The organism is Agrobacterium vitis, assembly GCF_013426735.1.
In the GTDB taxonomy this organism is placed as follows: Bacteria; Pseudomonadota; Alphaproteobacteria; order Rhizobiales; family Rhizobiaceae; genus Allorhizobium; species Allorhizobium vitis_D.
In genome coordinates this window covers 2,128,991-2,146,379 of the sequence record NZ_AP023272.1, presented here as the reverse complement: position 1 = coordinate 2,146,379, position 17,389 = coordinate 2,128,991, and the positions used below count along the sequence as shown (strand labels likewise).

At 58.1% G+C, this 17,389-nt stretch carries 17 protein-coding genes; 12 read left to right on the top strand and 5 right to left on the bottom strand.

Annotated features, from left to right (window positions below; genetic code table 11):
- Positions 1 to 21: 21 nt before the first annotated feature.
- The 6 genes from H1Y61_RS09875 (at position 22) to H1Y61_RS09850 (ending at position 6,245) form a co-directional block, all read left to right on the top strand.
- Positions 22 to 1,911 carry a peptidylprolyl isomerase gene (locus H1Y61_RS09875; RefSeq protein WP_180572502.1) on the top strand — a complete coding sequence of 630 codons (1,890 nt, stop codon included), beginning with the start codon at positions 22 to 24 and terminating at the stop codon, positions 1,909 to 1,911.
- Positions 1,912 to 1,932: 21 nt separating this feature from the next.
- Complete coding sequence (gene trpD, locus H1Y61_RS09870) at positions 1,933 to 2,955, top strand: anthranilate phosphoribosyltransferase (protein WP_180572501.1); 1,023 nt, start codon at positions 1,933 to 1,935, stop codon at positions 2,953 to 2,955.
- Positions 2,952 to 3,767, top strand: a complete 816-nt coding sequence (gene trpC, locus H1Y61_RS09865) for an indole-3-glycerol phosphate synthase TrpC (RefSeq protein ID WP_180572500.1) — start codon at positions 2,952 to 2,954, stop codon at positions 3,765 to 3,767. Before trpD ends, trpC begins: the two co-directional genes overlap by 4 nt.
- The gene (moaC, locus tag H1Y61_RS09860) at positions 3,764 to 4,249 is read left to right on the top strand and encodes a cyclic pyranopterin monophosphate synthase MoaC (protein ID WP_180572499.1); all 486 of its coding nucleotides are present in this window, start codon (positions 3,764 to 3,766) and stop codon (positions 4,247 to 4,249) included. Before trpC ends, moaC begins: the two co-directional genes overlap by 4 nt.
- Complete coding sequence (locus tag H1Y61_RS09855) at positions 4,249 to 5,466, top strand: molybdopterin molybdotransferase MoeA (protein WP_180572498.1); 1,218 nt, start codon at positions 4,249 to 4,251, stop codon at positions 5,464 to 5,466. Before moaC ends, H1Y61_RS09855 begins: the two co-directional genes overlap by 1 nt.
- Before the next feature lie 74 nt (positions 5,467 to 5,540).
- Positions 5,541 to 6,245 carry a phosphatase PAP2 family protein gene (locus H1Y61_RS09850; protein ID WP_234903336.1) on the top strand — a complete coding sequence of 235 codons (705 nt, stop codon included), beginning with the start codon at positions 5,541 to 5,543 and terminating at the stop codon, positions 6,243 to 6,245.
- Here the strand turns inward: H1Y61_RS09850 and H1Y61_RS09845 are convergent, their stop codons facing one another.
- Positions 6,246 to 7,700 carry a cobyric acid synthase gene (locus tag H1Y61_RS09845; RefSeq protein ID WP_180572497.1) on the bottom strand — a complete coding sequence of 485 codons (1,455 nt, stop codon included), beginning with the start codon at positions 7,698 to 7,700 and terminating at the stop codon, positions 6,246 to 6,248.
- Between the two features lie 567 nt (positions 7,701 to 8,267).
- On the opposite strand from H1Y61_RS09845, the gene H1Y61_RS09840 reads away from it, so the two are divergent.
- From H1Y61_RS09840 to H1Y61_RS09830, 3 genes are all read left to right on the top strand, one after another.
- Positions 8,268 to 9,266, top strand: coding sequence for an ABC transporter substrate-binding protein (locus H1Y61_RS09840; protein WP_180572496.1), 999 nt, complete (start codon positions 8,268 to 8,270; stop codon positions 9,264 to 9,266).
- Between the two features lie 199 nt (positions 9,267 to 9,465).
- Positions 9,466 to 10,380 carry an ABC transporter permease gene (locus tag H1Y61_RS09835; protein WP_180572495.1) on the top strand — a complete coding sequence of 305 codons (915 nt, stop codon included), beginning with the start codon at positions 9,466 to 9,468 and terminating at the stop codon, positions 10,378 to 10,380.
- Positions 10,373 to 11,425: a quaternary amine ABC transporter ATP-binding protein gene (locus H1Y61_RS09830; RefSeq protein WP_180572494.1), complete on the top strand. Its 1,053-nt coding sequence runs from the start codon at positions 10,373 to 10,375 to the stop codon at positions 11,423 to 11,425. Before H1Y61_RS09835 ends, H1Y61_RS09830 begins: the two co-directional genes overlap by 8 nt.
- Before the next feature lie 95 nt (positions 11,426 to 11,520).
- On the opposite strand, the gene H1Y61_RS09825 is transcribed toward H1Y61_RS09830, so the two are convergent.
- Positions 11,521 to 12,543, bottom strand: coding sequence for a glycosyltransferase family 2 protein (locus H1Y61_RS09825; protein WP_180572493.1), 1,023 nt, complete (start codon positions 12,541 to 12,543; stop codon positions 11,521 to 11,523).
- Positions 12,544 to 12,946: 403 nt separating this feature from the next.
- Here H1Y61_RS09825 and H1Y61_RS09820 point away from each other — a divergent pair, with 403 nt between their 5' ends.
- Positions 12,947 to 13,297 (top strand): hypothetical protein, encoded by a 351-nt coding sequence (locus H1Y61_RS09820; protein ID WP_409050044.1) that lies wholly within the window; start codon positions 12,947 to 12,949, stop codon positions 13,295 to 13,297.
- Positions 13,294 to 15,045 carry an O-linked N-acetylglucosamine transferase, SPINDLY family protein gene (locus H1Y61_RS09815; protein ID WP_180572492.1) on the top strand — a complete coding sequence of 584 codons (1,752 nt, stop codon included), beginning with the start codon at positions 13,294 to 13,296 and terminating at the stop codon, positions 15,043 to 15,045. The genes H1Y61_RS09820 and H1Y61_RS09815 overlap by 4 nt, the downstream gene beginning before the upstream one ends.
- Before the next feature lie 22 nt (positions 15,046 to 15,067).
- Here the strand turns inward: H1Y61_RS09815 and H1Y61_RS09810 are convergent, their stop codons facing one another.
- The 3 genes from H1Y61_RS09810 to H1Y61_RS09800 form a co-directional block, all read right to left on the bottom strand.
- Complete coding sequence (locus H1Y61_RS09810) at positions 15,068 to 15,730, bottom strand: phosphodiester glycosidase family protein (protein ID WP_180572491.1); 663 nt, start codon at positions 15,728 to 15,730, stop codon at positions 15,068 to 15,070.
- 254 nt (positions 15,731 to 15,984) lie between these two features.
- Positions 15,985 to 16,137 carry a hypothetical protein gene (locus H1Y61_RS09805; protein ID WP_180572490.1) on the bottom strand — a complete coding sequence of 51 codons (153 nt, stop codon included), beginning with the start codon at positions 16,135 to 16,137 and terminating at the stop codon, positions 15,985 to 15,987.
- A gap of 82 nt (positions 16,138 to 16,219) precedes the next feature.
- Entirely contained in the window at positions 16,220 to 16,378 is a 159-nt protein-coding gene (locus tag H1Y61_RS09800; protein ID WP_070165145.1) for an entericidin domain-containing protein, read from the bottom strand.
- Positions 16,379 to 16,594: 216 nt separating this feature from the next.
- On the opposite strand from H1Y61_RS09800, the gene H1Y61_RS09795 reads away from it, so the two are divergent.
- Positions 16,595 to 17,374, top strand: coding sequence for a formyl transferase (locus H1Y61_RS09795; protein WP_235680681.1), 780 nt, complete (start codon positions 16,595 to 16,597; stop codon positions 17,372 to 17,374).
- Positions 17,375 to 17,389: the final 15 nt, after the last annotated feature.

Here is a 17,389-nt window from a genome sequence, read left to right as displayed (position 1 = left end):
ATTGATGAGGTTTTCGTTCCGATGCTCGTGATCCTGAGAAAAGCTGCCGGCACCTGGGTGGCAAAAGGGCTTCTTCTTTTGCTTGTCGCGTCCTTCGCGATTTGGGGCATTTCCAGCTCGATCATGAGCGACACGTCGGACAAGGTCATCAAGGTCGGCAGCCAGAGCGTCAATTCCAATGAATTCCGCCTCGCCTATCAGCGACAGATCTCCGATCTCAGCCGCCGTTTCGGCACGCAATTGACAAGCGAGCAGGCCCGTTCGCTCGGCATCGAATCGCAGGTCTACCAGCAGCTTGTAGCGGGTGCCGCTCTCGATCAGCTGGCCTCGGACATGAATCTCGGCCTTTCCCAGGACCGCCTGGCCCAACTGATCGGTGACGATCCGGCCTTCAAGAACACCAATGGCCAGTTCGACCGGCAATTGTTCACCTCACGGCTGCGCAATTCCGGCATTCGCGAGCAAGATTATATCACCGAGCGCTCCAAGGTCGCGGTTCGCAGCCAGATCGTCGATGCGACAGCGGAAGGGTTCGTGCCTCCGAAAGTGCTGGTCGATGCGTTGAAACTCTATCGCCAGGAAAGCCGCAGCATTGACTACCTGCTGCTGACCACTGCCAATATCGACCCGATCAAGGCACCGGACGAAACGGTTCTGAAAACCTGGTTCAACACGATGAAATCGCGCTACCGCGCGCCGGAATATCGCAGCTTTTCCTATGTAAAACTAGAGCCTGCCGATATCGCCGATCCGAAAGCCGTGACCGACGAGCAGGTGAAGCAGGAATACGACGCCAACCTCAAGAAATTCGAAGTGGCTGGCACCCGGACGCTGGAGCAATTGACCTTCCCGACCAAGGAACTGGCCGAAACCGCGGCTCAGTCGCTGAAGAATGGCAAGACCTTCGATCAGTTGGTGGCCGACCAGGGCAAGACGGCGACAGATGTGCTGCTGGGTGATTTCACCCGGGCAGATATTCCCGATCAGAAACTGGCCGATGCCGCATTCGCCGTCGCCAAAGACAGCGATACGACACCTGTGGTTGAAGGAGCCTTCGGACCGGTGATCCTGCGGGTCAGCAACATCAAGCCAAGCCGCACGAAAACGCTTGACGAAGTCAAGGAGCAGATTCGCGCTGATCTTGCTGCCAATGCCGCGGCCCAGCAGATCAATGACGTGCATGACCGGTTCGAGGATATGCGCGCCTCCGGTTCCAGCCTTGAGGAAGCCGCCACCAAAGCTGGCCTGAAAGCCATCAAGGTTGACGGAATCGATGCTCAGGGACAGGATAAGACCGGAAAGGCAGTAGAAAACCTGCCGGAAAAAGCCAACCTGTTGAAATCAGTCTTTGAAACCGAAGCGGGCGCGGAACCCCTGCCGCTGAATATCGGTCGCAATGGCTATCTGTGGTTCGACGTGACGGCCACCGATGCGTCTCGTGAGAGAACGCTGGACGAAGTCAAGGACAAGGCCATCTCCGACTGGACTACCGAACAGCAGAAACAGGCGCTGGGCGCCAAGGTTGAGCAGTTGAAGGCCAAGGCCGATACCGGAGTGGCACTCGCCGATCTGGCCACGCAACTGGCCATCGGCGTCGAAACCAAGGCCGGTCTTCGCCGCGATACCGAAGATCCGGTGCTTGGCCCTGCCGCCGTCCAGGCCGCATTCCGTGGACCTTCCGGCACGATTGGCTCGGCGGTTGGTGCCGATCCGATGACCCAGATCCTGTTGAAGGTTACGGATGTCAACACCCAGCCGACCGGCGATGTCGTAGACCAGCAGGAAAGCCAGATTACCGCGCTGGCGAAATCCGCCGGTGACGATATTCTCGATCAGATGGTCAACCAGCTCCAGACCAAATATGGCGTCACCATCAATCAGGCGCTGGCCCAGCAGGCCATCACACGCTGAACCGCCGGGAGGGCGAAGCATATGAACGGGCTGAAGCCATTCATCGCAAAAGTCGCCAGCGGGCAAGCACTGACACGGGATGAGGCGGCAGACGCCTTCAACATCCTGATGTCGGGAGAGGCAACGCCTGCCCAGATCGGCGGCTTCCTGATTGCCCTGCGCATGCGCGGTGAAACCGTGCCGGAGATTGTTGGCGCCGTTACCGTCATGCGCCAAAAGATGCTGCCGGTCAGTGCACCCGCGGATGCCATAGACATCGTCGGAACGGGCGGAGATGGAACCGGCACCTATAATATCTCGACGCTGGCAGCCCTGATTGTTGCAGGTGCCGGTGTTCCGGTCGCCAAGCACGGCAACAAGGCACTCAGCTCGAAATCCGGTGCAGCCGATAGCCTAACAGCGCTCGGCGTTAAGCTGGATATCGATCCAGCCGTCATTGGCCGCTGCATATCGGAGGCTGGCGTCGGCTTCATGTTTGCCCAGCTGCATCACTCTGCCATGCGCCATGTTAGCCCGGCGAGAGTGGAGCTTGGCACCCGCACCATTTTCAACCTTCTGGGACCGCTCGCCAATCCGGCTGGCGTTAAAAAGCAGTTGCTCGGCGTCTATGCGCCCGAATGGGTGGTACCGCTGGCCGAGACCCTGCGTGACCTGGGCAGTGAGAACATCTGGGTCGTGCATGGCAATGGCCTTGATGAAATCACCACGACCGGAACGACGCAGGTGGCGGCCCTTGAACACGGTAATATCCGTAGTTTTGAGCTGACGCCCGGTGACTTCGGCGTGGAGCAGGTTGAGCTGGCCGCCCTGAAGGGTGGCGACGGCGAATATAATGCCAAGGCCTTGCGCGCTGTTCTTGAAGGTGAGAAAAATGCCTATCGCGAAGTGGCGCTCTGCAATGCCGCCGCGGCCCTGGTCATTGCCGGAAAAGCCGCCACACTGGCGGACGGCATGGCGCTCGGCGCGCAATCGCTGGACAGCGGCGCTGCCCTGAAACGGCTGGAGACATTGATTACCGTCTCCAATGGAGGACATTCGGCATGAGTGACATCCTGAAGAGGATCGAAGCCTATAAGCGCGAGGAAATCGCGGCAGCCAAGAATGCCGTACCGCTGGATGAGATCAAGGCCCGCGCCGCCGACCAGCCACCGGCACGTGGCTTCTATAATGCATTGCGGGCAAAGCAGGCGGCTGGCAATTTCGGACTGATTGCTGAAATCAAGAAGGCCAGCCCGTCCAAAGGTCTGATCCGTCCCGATTTCGACCCACCAGCGCTGGCTCAAGCCTATGAAACGGGCGGGGCTGCCTGTCTGTCGGTGCTGACCGACGCACCAAGCTTTCAAGGTGCGCCGGAGTTTCTGGTCGCGGCCCGTGCGGCCTGCACACTTCCGGCGCTGCGCAAGGATTTCATGTTCGAGGCCTATCAGGTGCATGAAGCGCGTGCCTGGGGCGCAGATTGCATCCTGCTGATCATGGCGTCCCTGTCAGATTCCGAGGCCTCGGATCTGGAAGGGGAAGCCCTGGCGCTCGGCATGGACGTGCTGATTGAGGTGCATGATGAAGAGGAAATGCTGCGGGCGCTGAAACTCGCCTCACCGCTCATCGGCATCAACAATCGCAATCTGCGGACTTTCGAGGTCGATCTTGCCGTCAGCGAGAGGCTGGCCGCCATGGTTCCCGCTGATCGGTTGCTGGTTGGTGAAAGCGGAATTTTCACTCATGAAGACTGCCTTCGCCTGCAAAAATCCGGCATCGAAACTTTCCTGGTTGGTGAAAGCTTGATGCGCAAGGACGATGTGGCTGGTGCCACCAAGGCGCTCTTGACCGGTGCATCCGACCGCATAGCCGCCGAATGAGCGGCCTGACCCATATCGGTGCTGCGGGCGAAGCGCATATGGTCGATGTCGGCGACAAGGTCGAGACCGTACGGGTCGCTATAGCCGAAGGCCATATCCGCATGGCGCCGGGAACGCTGGCGTTGATCCGCGACGGCAATGCCAAGAAGGGCGATGTGATCGGTACGGCACGGCTGGCCGGCATCATGGCCGCCAAGCGCACGGCAGACCTGATCCCGCTCTGTCATCCGTTGATGTTGACCAAGGTCAGTGTTGACATCACCGAGGACGCCGCCCTGCCCGGCCTGCGCGTCACAGCAACCGTCAAACTAACCGGCAAGACCGGCGTCGAGATGGAAGCGCTGACTGCCGTTTCAGTTGCCTGCCTGACGATTTACGACATGGCAAAAGCCGCCGACAAGACCATGGAGATCGGCAGAATTCGGGTGGTTGAAAAGACTGGCGGAAAATCCGGCCCGTTTCGTCATCCGGAGGCCGGATAATGGCACTGCTGCCCGTGGAAGAGGCCCAAGCCAGACTGCTGGCGTCTGCGACCCCATTGCAGGACACCGAAATTCTGCCGCTCCGGCAGGCCCGCAACCGCATTCTCGCAGAGGATATGGCAGCTCGGCTGACGCAGCCGCCTTTCGATGCCTCGGCCATGGACGGCTACGCGCTGCGGGCCGAAGATGCCCTCTCGCCGGGGAGCGAATTGTCCGTGATCGGCCAATCGGCGGCCGGGCACGGCTTTGATGGCAGGGTGGGCGCCGGGCAATGCGTGCGGATCTTTACCGGTGCTCCTGTGCCTGATGGTGCCGATAGCGTCCTCATTCAGGAAGATACGGAACCGGCGGAAAAGAGCCTTCGTATCCGCACCACATTCGCCGCTGTGCAGGGACGCCATATCCGGCCTCGCGGCCAGGATTTTGCTGAAGGCACGGTTTTGATTCCGGCAGGTAAGGCTTTGGATTTTGCCAAGCTGATGCTGGCCGCAAGCGGCAATCATGCAAATGCACTGGTCTATCGCAAGCCGCTCATCGCCCTTCTCGCAACTGGTGATGAACTGGTGATATCAGGCACCGCGCCGGGGCCAAGCCAAATCATCGCCTCCAACACATTTGCCATTGCCGCCCTTGCCGAAAATCTGGGCGCGGATGTGCTGGATCTCGGCATCGTGCCTGATGATCATGACGCCATCGTCGCGGCCATCCGCAAGGCAGAGGCCGCAGGTGCGGATGTACTGGTGACGACCGGCGGCGCGTCGGTTGGCGATCACGACCTGGTGCAGGCAGCGCTTACTGATGCGGGCATGGTGCTGGATTTCTGGAAAATCGCCATGCGCCCGGGCAAACCGCTGATGGTGGGCAACCTCGGACCGATGCATGTGCTCGGCCTGCCCGGCAATCCTGTCTCCAGCATGGTCTGTAGCCTGCTGTTTCTCGAACCGCTGATCGCCAAGCTCGGCCATCGCGCTTTGCCGCAGCGCCTCAGACACGCCCGCACGGCAACTGCACTTGCTGCCAACGATCAGCGACAGGACTACCTGCGCGCCCAATTGCGGGTCGATTCGGCGGATGGGCTTTGGGTCACGACCTTTCCGAAGCAAGATTCCTCGATGATGCGAATTTTCGCCGAGGCCGGGGCATTAATCGTGCGCCCACCACATGCGTCGGCCCTGCGGGAAGGCGGCCAATGCATGGTGTTGTTATTGCATCCGTAAGCGCCTCTTGGTGAAAGGCATCTGCCGCATTATCTACTGAAACGAAAAGCGGACGACCAAACCCGGAGCACGCCTTGAAATTTCTGCCTGAACGTCTGCGCGACCGGATTGAGCCGCGCCTTCTCGCCAGTCTGACCGTATTGGCCGGTCTTGGGTTGCTGTTTGCAAAAATCGCAGAAGACGTCTTCGATCAGGAAAGTCATGCCTTCGATCGTGCTATATTGCTGGCGCTCCGGATCAAGGACGATCCCGGCTTGACAATCGGCCCGCCCTGGCTGGTCAATTCAGTGCGCGACATTACTAGTCTTGGCGGCTTCACGGTGATTACCCTCGTCACCGTGCTGACGGTGTTCTATCTGCTTGCGGCGGGCAAAACCCGCAATGCCATGATTGTCGGGCTGGCGATTTCGCTGGGAGCCTTAGCCGAATCTGGTCTGAAACTGTTATTTTCCCGTGCCAGGCCGGATGTTGTTCCGCATCTGGTCACCGTGCAAACCATGAGCTTTCCAAGCGGCCACGCCATGATGTCGGCCATTACCTATCTGACGCTTGGTGCCATGCTGGCCCGCGCTCAGCCGACATGGCAATTGCGCTATTTTACCTTCGGTGCTGGCCTGTTCCTGACGCTACTGATCGGGATCAGCCGGGTGTTTCTCGGCGTGCATTGGCCAACGGATATCATCGCGGGCTGGACGGTCGGCGGCGCCTGGGCGCTGTGCGTCTGGATGATTGCCGATGCGTTGAACCGCCGCCGCACACCACTTGAACCGGAACAGTGATCAGCCGATCAGCCGGTCCAACCAAGCCTTGTCCAGCACGCTTTCCAGCTCACGAGCCAGATCGTCCAGCGCCTGTTCGACGCTTTGCCGGTAGTTTACTGTACCATTGCTGATCCCGAAGCTTTGCAGCAGCGCAGCGCGGTAGCCGTCATTGGCAAACAGACCATGCAGATAGGTACCCATCACCTTTCCATCAGCGGAAACCGCCCCATCAGCGCGGCCACGGATCGTCAGGGCAGGACGCTGGCAATCAGGGCCATCGGTCTGACCGAGGTGGATTTCATAGCCGCTCAGGGCCATGTCATATTCCAATGAATGGGCCGCACTATTGCGCACGGTCTTTTCCGGTGCCATCTCTGTGTCGATCTCAAGCAGACCCAGGCCTTCAACGCGGCATGGCGCACCTTCCAGCCCCAGCGGATCGGCAACACTGTTGCCAAGCATTTGATAGCCACCACAAATGCCGATGATCCGCCCGCCACGCCGACGATGGAGGATGAGGTCCTTGTCCCATCCCTGCGCGCACAGGTCCGCCAGATCACCAATCGTTGCCTTGGAGCCGGGCAGGATCACCAGCGCCGCATCGGCGGGCAAGGGTTCGCCGGGACGTACATAGACCAGATCAACGGAAGGCTCCGAGGCAAGCGGATCGAAATCATCAAAATTGGCAATACGCGACAGAACCGGTACGGCGATCTTCAAAGCGCCTGTCGAACTGCGGCTCAATCGTTCCAGTGCCACGCTGTCTTCCGGTGGCAAGCGGCCAGCAGCCTTCAGCCAAGGCACAATGCCGAAACTCGGCCAGCCGGTATATTGGGTAATGGCTCCGATGCCATCGGCAAACAGGCTTTGATCACCGCGAAACTTGTTGATGATATAGCCAGAAATCATCCGGCGGTCTTCCTCCGGCAGGATGGCATGGGTGCCGACCAGCGAGGCTATTACCCCGCCGCGATCGATATCGCCAACCAACACTACCGGTACATTGGCGCGGGTGGCAAAGCCCATATTGGCGATGTCGCCAGCCCTCAGATTGATCTCGGCTGGCGACCCCGCCCCCTCGACAATCACCAGATCAGCCCCGGCCTTTATCTCCTCGAAACTATCAAGCACGGCACCCAGCAATTGCGGTTTCAGCCGCTGGTAATCGCGTCCCTTCGCCTGGCCAAACATGCGACCCTGCACGATGATCTGGCTGCCGGTCTCACTTTGCGGCTTCAGCAAAACCGGGTTCATATGCACCGAAGATGGCACGCCACAGGCCAAGGCCTGGAGCCATTGCGCCCTGCCGATTTCCCCGCCATCATCAGCCACGGCGGCATTGTTTGACATGTTCTGCGGCTTGAACGGACGCACGACGCGCCCATGCAACCTCGCCAGGCGGCAAAGGCCGGCCACCAGCACCGTCTTGCCGACATCCGAGCCGGTGCCCTGGAGCATAACCATCCGTGTCATGACGTTTGCCAGCTCCTCCAATTTGGTTCAAAGCGCAACCGTGTTCAGAATGGGCCGCGCGTCTTTCTACCAGACCTCATGTCGATGGTTTGTGGTATGACCTGCGGCCCGCCGGAAGGCAATGGCGGTCAAAGATTGGCTTTTCCACAGTTTTTCCTGAAAAGGATACAGAGCCAGCGGGAACCGGCATAATTGACAGCGCCGGATTCCTGCCTTTTTTCAATCCATTGAGGGCTCATTGGGATGTTGGAGCGCTCGGATTTACCCATGAGAGCATGTGCGTTTCCACGATGCTTAATGGCTTTTATGCGACATTTATTCGAACAAAAAGCCGCAAGGGGTTGATTAATACGGCCAAGACCCTACCCTTGTCGCTGTCGTAAACAGACAAGGACTGCCTCGGGACTACCCCGGACTTCACAATCCGGCAGGCTCGCCGACGAGCGGTCCTTCCATCCAATATGCCCGACCCGGGTTGCGAAATATGCGACCGGGATCGGCTGTCATGCGTGAAACAATCACGCCCATGCGCTAAACATGCGCCAATAAAACGGAGAACTCCACGATATGAGGACATTGATCGTTTCCACGATACTCGCCGCCGGATTGTATGGCATGGCCGGTTCTGCCGAGGCTGCCGATTGCGGTTCGGTCTCCATTGCGGAAATGAACTGGGCCTCAGCCGGCGTTGCGGCCAATGTCGACAAGATCATTCTGGAAAGCGGTTATGGTTGTTCCGTCAATCTGGTGACTGGTGACACCATGCCGACCTTTACCTCGATGAATGAAAAAGGCGAGCCGGATCTGGCCCCTGAGCTTTGGGTCAATACGATTCAAAAGCCGCTAGCGGACGCCGTCAAGGACGGTCGCCTGCTGAAAGCCGCACGCATTCTGAAGGATGGTGGCGTTGAGGGCTGGTGGGTTCCGAAATATATCACCGATGAGCATCCCGACATCAAGACTGTACAGGACGCGCTGAAACATCCCGAGCTTTTTCCCGCCCCGGAAGATTCGTCCAAGGGCGCTGTTACCAATTGCCCATCCGGTTGGGCCTGCCAGGTCACCACGGAGAATATCTACAAGGCGCTGAAGGGTGACGATGCAGGCTTCCAGCTTGTCGATAGCGGCTCGTCTGCCGCGCTGGACGGCTCGATTGCCAATGCCATTGAAAAGAAGCAGGGATGGCTTGGCTATTATTGGGCGCCGACCGCCATTCTCGGCAAATATGATATGGTCAAGCTTGGCATGGATACTCCCTTCGACAAGGCGGAATGGGACCGCTGCACCTCGGTTGCCGATTGTGCAGATCCCCGTGTCAACGATTATCCGGTCACGGATGTCTATAGTGTCGTCACCAAGAACTTTGCCGAAAAGGCAGGCGTGACGATGGACTATGTCGGCAAACGCCAGTGGGACAATGAAACCATCGGCAAGGTTCTGGCTTGGATGAGCGAAAACCAGGCTGACAATGCCGATGCGGCTGAATATTTCCTGAAGACCTATCCCGATGTCTGGACACAATGGGTCTCGCCTGACGTCGCTGAAAAGGTCAAGGCCGCTCTTTGACAAAGCTCGGAAGGCTGCCTTTCCGCGAACTCTCATCCGTGATGAATTCAATCACTCGCGCATGACGGTAGACATGTTTCTACCGTCACCCACGCAGCGGCTTGGCCATGCCACCGCGCCCCGCAATACAATGATCAGGCCACATCGATAAAGCCGAACACAGCGGCATTGGCTTCGATCCGCACGATAAGGAGCACATATGGCATCCGCTATCTGTAGCTATATCCCCACCCTCCTCTGCCAGTTTCCGGCGGTCGATGACACTCTGATGCGGAGTTTCAAAAAGACCGTCGATACCGGCTTCAAGACGTTCGTCCGCTCCTATGGCGATTTCCTCGACGGATTGACCCTGCCGCTGCAATGGTTCCTGAACTGGCTTCAGGCGCTGTTCGTTGATACACCCTGGATTGTGATGATCTTCGCACTGGCCGCCATAGTCTATGGCGTCAGCCGCAATTGGCGCATTACGCTCGGCACGGTTCTTGCCATGGTGTTGATCGGCATGGCCGGTCTCTGGCAGGATACCATGATAACGCTTGCCATGGTGACCGTTTGCACGCTTTGCGCCGTCGTCATCGGCATTCCCTTGGGCATCTGGATGGCGCGGTCCGACCGCGCGCAGTCGGTCTTCAACCCGGTGCTCGACGTGATGCAGACCATGCCGAGCTTCGTCTACCTGATCCCCGTGGTGATGATTTTCGGGATCGGCAAGGTGCCGGGCCTGATCGCGGTGGTGATCTATGCCATCGCGCCGATTATCCGGCTCACCAATCTCGGTATCCGCCTTGTCAGCCGCGAGGCCATCGAAGCAGCAGATGCTTTCGGGTCGTCGGAGAGGCAGAAACTGTTCAATGTGCAGATCCCGCTGGCGCTGCCCAACATCATGGCGGGCATCAACCAGACGATCATGATGTCGCTGGCCATGGTGGTAATCGCCTCGATGATCGGTGTTGGCGGGCTTGGCAAGAACGTCCTGCAGGCCATCACCAACCAGTTCTTCACCATCGGCCTGCTCAACGGCTTTGCCCTTGTGGCAATCGCCATCATTTTCGACAGGGCAAGCCAAGCCTATGGCAAACGCCTCCAGAAACATACACAGGTGCTGCATGGCTAGTCACGGCATAGACATCCGCAATCTCTACAAGATTTTCGGCCCCGATGAGAAAGCCCATATCGACGCCGTACGCCAGGGCATCACCAAGGCCGAGTTGAATGACAGGCATCACCATGTGCTCGGCCTGCGCGACATCAGCATCGACATGCCCGGTGGCGAGATCACCGTGGTCATGGGCCTTTCCGGCTCCGGCAAATCCACGCTGATCCGCCATATCAACCGGTTGATCGAACCGACGGCGGGCGAAGTGCTCTATGACGGAACCGACATATGCGCCATGTCACCTGCGCAGCTGCGCGATTTCCGGCGTCGGAAAACCGCGATGGTCTTTCAGAAGTTCGGCCTGCTGCCACATCGAACCGTGATGGAAAACGTTCTCTACGGCCTCGATATTCAGGGCATGCCACGGCAGGAAAGCCTTGCCAAGGGGCATTACTGGATCGAGCGGGTCGGGCTTCCGGGCTTTGAAAACCATTATCCTAACCAACTTTCCGGTGGCATGCAGCAGCGTGTCGGTCTGGCGCGGGCCCTCGCAACCGATGCCGATATCCTCTTGATGGACGAGGCCTATTCCGCGCTGGACCCGGTGATCCGGGTCGATATGCAGACCATGCTGATCGACTTGCAGCAGGAATTGCAAAAGACAGTGGTGTTCATCACCCACGATCTGGACGAGGCTTTGCGTCTGGGCGACAAGATCGCCATTCTGCGGGACGGCGAGGTGGTGCAGCAGGGCAGCGGCCAGGATATCGTGCTGCGTCCAGCGGACGATTACATCTCCGCCTTCGTGCGCGAGGTCAATCGCGGTCGGGTGATCCGCATCGGCACGGTGATGGCCCCAGCGCACAGCCAGTCCGGCCATTTCAAGCTCGCCGCCCGCACGACGCTGGAAACGGCGGCCCGGGCCATGGTCGAGCAAGGCGTCACAGAGGCGCAAGTGACCGATAAAGCAGGGCACCAGATAGGCACCATCGACCTGTCGATCATCCTTTCGGCCATGGTCTCTCCCGCGCACAGCCTCCAACCGGCGCTAGCGGCGGAATAAAGAATCTTGGCGGCAAGCAGGAGATCGTCCCCACTGCCTTGCCGCCATGTTCTTCAATTCAGAATCGCATGGGTCAGCATTGCTATCGCCAGCTATTACGCTCCAGCAATAGAAGCTTGAATGAAGGCAACGTATTTGTCCTTGAGACCCGGTTGCAGCCGCTCGGCCATCAGCATGGCGATCTGGAATTGGGTGAAACTATCGGTTTCTTCCAGCACCATTTCCGCCAGGCCTGTGACGCCTTCGGCGTAAAGTTCAGGAGAATCGGCCACCTCCTTGATAAAGCTGCCGAGAAACCGGTTGACCGTGAATTTGCCGAGACGCTGGCGCTCATCAATGGAAAGCGGAGAGCCGACCCGGTTGATCAGCACGAAAACATCGAGAAACAGCAGAAGCATTTCATAATGAACCGCACTCTCCGGCAGTCCGGCTTCAAGCAGCATAACCTTGCGTTCCGCATCGATCTGCGCCTTTTCAGCCCATTTTGCGGCATTGTAGCGATAGCGGATCGACGGATCATGCGCCATTTTTCCAGTCGCAAACAGGGATAGTGCAATGGCCCAATCGCATGTCGCTGCCTTGGTCGGATGGGAGCGCAGAAACAGATCCATTGTCGCAAGCCAGACTTCGCGGCGCAGGATGGAATAGAAACCGCCATTGTTGGTCGGGCTGTTCTGTAGATAGGCGAGCATTCTTTCGCCGGGATCATATTCTTCCAGGGCAAAGGCCTGAACCGGACCGGTTTCGGATCGCTGGAGGAAGCTTTCGGTTACCGGCAGCACGCCAACGTAATCAAAGGGCAGATCATCAAGATCGAAAGGTGCCTGATCCGCCTCGGCAATGATGCCGTCATCATCGCCCATCGGCATGATGAAGGGCGTGGAGGCTGCCTCGACAGCGTTGAACATATTGGCGAAGGCCGTTTGTGCCTCGCTTGCCACATAGGTCAACCGGGGAGAAAGGTCTTGCAAATAGGCTTTTTTGGCGGCATCGCCGGAATTGTCGCTGACCACCAGCAGGGCGTCCCGCGCCTCGCAAAAAGCAAGCGCACTGTCGATGGCAGCGCGCGAACCGTCGAGCGGGCGATGGCTGGGCATGCAGATAGTCAGTTCGGCCATAGAAACACTCCGGAAAAATGCGGGCCCATGACAAGCCCCCATTGCAGAAAATAGCATTCAGGCGGGATCAGCTCTCAGACAATTTTCCCAGCTCAGACTCGAAATGGGTAATTATACAATATCCGCAAAGCTTTGCCGCATTTGGTTCGCCTTTGACGAACAGCGATATCCTACCGTCAAACGTTGCGGCACCTGTGTCAACCAGCGGATGAAGCCGACCGCAAGCCTCACGCAAGGCTCAACGGAGTCAAATGGTCGATCACCAAACACTGCCGCGAATTATTCAGTTGATAAAATCGCAAGCTCTGCTCCAGCGACGATTGTTTAAGAACCAATGCAGATAATATCGGTAGAGACTCACAACAGACACGCCGGGCAAAAGCCAAGACAGCAGGAGACCTTCATCATGTCCGCCACCGCCGTTACCGACCGAGACACCGTCGCCATGAAGCTGGGTGGATTCTCTGATGACGACAAGGCCTTCCTGGCCCTAATGCTGGAAAACCCCAAGCAGGACGAGACCTTTGCCGAAGGCCTGTTTGCCTACCTTGAACAATCCGCCGGTCAACGCTTCCTCAACTCCTTGAAGCTGGAGCGCTGTGGCGAATGGCTTGGCAATAGCTGCCCGGCCCGGATGCAGATCCGCTTGATGGAAATTGCCAAATCCAGCCAGCATGGCGCCTACCTGGCCTTTCGCCAGGGGCTGACACGCTCCGGCGGCCTGGAACGCGCCTATCCAAAATCAGCGCTGTGAACGTGGGTCCGTCCCCAGCCTTCATCCAGGCTTTACAGGCCTATAAGCAGGGCGATCTGCGCGCCTGCCTTAACCGCCTGCATCCACTTTTGAAAAAACGTCCGCCGGATGCCAATATGCTGCTGGTGGCGGCGCAATGCCATGCAAAGCTGGAGGAAAAACTCGAGGCTGCCGAGCTTTACGCCCGGGTGGCGGATGTGCAGCCGCAAAATCGCCGGATGTTTCTCCTGATGGCTGCGCGTTTGTATATGCAGATTGATCAGGGGGAGCAGGCGCTTTCGCTGATCCGCAAAGTGCCAACATCCCAACAGCTCGCATCGCTCGACCCGGAAGAGCAGAGAACCTATCGGCGGCTGCTGCGAGGACAATTGTGCCTCGAGGAAATCGAAGCCAGCGACAACGCACTGATGGCTGCGATGCGAGAGGGCACCAATCCGGCATTCTTTAACATCGACGATCCCTACCAGCATATGCTGTGGTGTGACGACGAGGCGATCAACGCACGCCAGACCCGCATGGCCAGCGGAAAGCCGTTTACGGTGCAATCGCGCCAGGCACGCCGTAGCTTACCCCATCGTTTCGGGGAAAAAATCCGTGTCGGTTATCTTTCGTCGGATTTTTCCGACCAGCATCCAACCATGCGGCTGTTGCAAAGTGTTCTGCTGGGCCACGACGCCGCCCGCTTCGAGATCCACCTTTTCTGTCACACGCCAGAGGATATCAGGCAGCTGGATCGCGGGCTGCGGCAGACCTACCCCAATCTTCACGATATCCTGTCCATGGACGATGGTACGGCACGCGATTTCATCCGCGGCTTTGACCTTGATATTCTGGTCGATCTCAAAGGCCATACCAAAGATGTCCGCGCCGATCTGATCAACAGTGGCCTGGCCAGATTGCAGGTCGCCTATCTCGGTTTTCCAGGCTCCGCCTATGGGATCGATTGCGATTACGTCATCGGCGACCCGATCGTCACACCCGACTCATCCAAACCCCATTATCACGAGAGGCTCTGTCGATTGCCGGAAACCTATCAGGCAAATGACAATCGCTATCGCCCGCTGCCACCGGCCACATCCCGCTCGGTGCTCGATTTGCCGGAGGATGCCTTCGTGCTGGCCTCCTTCAACATGGTTCGCAAGATTTCCCCGCAAACCGCGCGTCTCTGGGCAAGAATTCTGGACGCCATTCCCTCATCCATTCTCTGGGTTCTCTGCGCCGGGCGCGAGCAGCGCGACCGGCTGGCCGCATTTATGGCCGGATGCGGTATCGATCGTTCACGCCTTCATTTCACTGGGGCCGAAAGCTACGCCCCGCATATTGCCCGAATGCAGGCGGCCGATCTCGGTCTTGATACCTATCCCTATAATGGCCACACCACGACCTCGGACAAGCTATGGGCGGGCCTGCCGGTCATTACTTTCAAGGGCAGCAATTTCGCATCAAGGGTCTCTGAAAGCCTGCTGACGGCGCTCGGCGTTCCACAACTGGTGGCCGAAACGCCGGACGACATGGTGCGTCTGGCCGCAGATCTGGCGCAGGATCGTTCCAGGCTCGCCGCACTCAGTCAGACGATTGCCGACAACCGGCTGCGCGCGCCACTGTTTGATACGCAACGCTTCACCCGCCATCTGGAACGCGCTTTTGAGATGATGGTGGAGCGAGAAAAGGCTGGCTTGGAACCGGATCACATCGACGTACCAGCCCTGCCACTGCGACAGGAACCGTTCAGGCCGGATGCCGACTGACACCCTATCAGCATCACATGTATCAGTTGGGGCGCGGTTCCACCACCGCAATGATCGGCCCGAGCGGATAGGCCCGGTCGATTCGGCCAGCCAGCGGCTCGGCAAGGCTTGAAATCGTCCCGTCCAGATAAAGTGCATTGGCCGCGCCCAATCGGTCGCGAAAGAACGCGGCCATATCGTAGAAACGCACAGGGTCTTTGCTCAACACAAACACCACCTGTCCGCTGGCATCGATACCGACACCATTGCGGATTTTCAAACTGTCGCTGGCGGGGAGAAACTTCGGGTGAAGAACACCATCGATGACCAGCATCGGGCCGGATTGAGTGGCGAAATCCACATCAATCTTCCGGGCTTCGAATTGTCCGGTCTCAAGCACGCCAGCATGGCCGTCTTTGAGAAAAAACACGCCATTCGGCTTCAGGTAAAAATTGCCCCAGCCATCGGCGGTTTCGGCTGGCTTGCGCATCACGCCATATTCCACGAACAGGCCAACGGGACTGAGGTCGGAGTGATACATACCGCCATTGACGGCGAAGGTCAGGATCAGTCTTTGCTGCCAAAGCTGGTTTCGCAACGCATCGAACCCACCATATATCACGCCGTCAGCATTACGGTTGAAGATGCGAATTGTGCGCGTGGCGGGATCAAATCGACAGACACGATAAGCAACGCCGTTTTCCATCTGGTCACGACAATTCTGTTCTTCTGCCTCAGCGCGCTCTAGAGAAACGACAAGCGGAGACAGTAACGCAAAAAGCCCAATGACTATTTTCAAACGGAGCGCGTTTTCCGAGCAAAATCTCAAAAGTGAACTCTCACATCAAATATTTGAAGGCGCACCCCTTCTGGTCCGTCTTCTGGCACGGACACCAATACGCAAGTTTCACGAGGGAGTAGAGCAAAAAAGTTAGCTGTATCCCGCCGTTGACGCCACTCTTACTGCTGGGCGGAAGCGGTCAGAACGCCCACTTCCTGAGTTTGGCCCGCAAATTGAATCGGCGGACCCTGGAAGGCGACATGCCCAGCGGCCGAAACGACAACCGCCAGAATATAAGCAGCACTCACTTTGGCAACCAGATGCATGGACATGAACCTAACTCCTCTTCCCTCTCCCGAAGCAGCTTTGCTTCATCCCTTTAAGGGCGTGAAGCAAAACTGCTGTTAGGTTGCGTTATTTAGCAGCCTTGGCGACATTGTTGCCCGCCGACTGCGTGGCGTTCACGGTATTGGCTGTATCTTTGCCCATACCACGGATCGTGTTACCGCATGACGACAATGCGGCAGCGGCAACAAAGAGAGCAGCAACGGCAGCGAGCTTTTTCGTGTTCATATTGGATAAACCCCTATTATGATAATCGGGCACCACAGGTGCCTCGCATTGGCATGAACGCGGCAACTCGAAAAAAGTTCATTCGCACCCAAAGTTTTCGGCGTTTTTAACCAAACATTTACGCCAACTGATATCCGCGCCTATGAAAGTTTGGTTCAGCCTGCTCGCGAGCACAATAGATAACATGGGCTAAAGCAGCGCTTGAGGGGATTGATCATGGGGCAGCAGCAGGGCAAAGGCGCAATTCTGGTGATGACCGCCGGGGGGCCAAACCCGTGGATGGTGGTCAACGCGCTGAAAGCCCGTTTCGGTGACGTGCAGGTCCTCTTGGAAGAACAGGAAAGCAAGGCGGAGATTTTTCGACGCCGTCAACGGCGGGTTGGAACCGTGGCAGCACTTGGTCAGCTCGCCACCATGGCCGCCGGCAAATTCATGCGCCGGGCAGCCCAAAAACGCACAGAAACGATCTGCCGGGACTTTGCCGCCAATCCCCATTTCAATCCGCAGATCCCAGTGACTACGGTGCGCAGCATCAACAGTCCCGAGGCCCAGGAGGCGATCCAACAGCTCTCTCCCGGTGTGATCCTGTTGGTCAGCACCCGGCTGATGACGGCAAAAGTTCTGGCTAGCATGCCCTGCCCCGTGCTTAATCTTCATGCTGGCATCAATCCGGCCTATCGCGGTCAGATGGGTGGCTATTGGGCGCTGGCAAAAGGCGATCGCGGCAATTTCGGCGCAACGGTGCATCTGGTCGATCAGGGCACCGATACAGGCGCGGTCCTCTACCAAGTGCGTGCGCAGCCTAGCTCCGGCGATTTCATCTCCACCTATCCAATGCTGTTGACCGCAGCAGCCCTTCCCATCGCCTGCCAGGCGGTTGGCGACGCCCTGGAAGGCAAGCTGACCCCTATCGCGCCGAGCGGGCCGTCCGCCCTCTATTTTCCGCCGACCCTCTGGCGCTGGCTGTGGACGGGCCTCACCAAAGGCATATGGTAGCGAAGAGCACTCTGG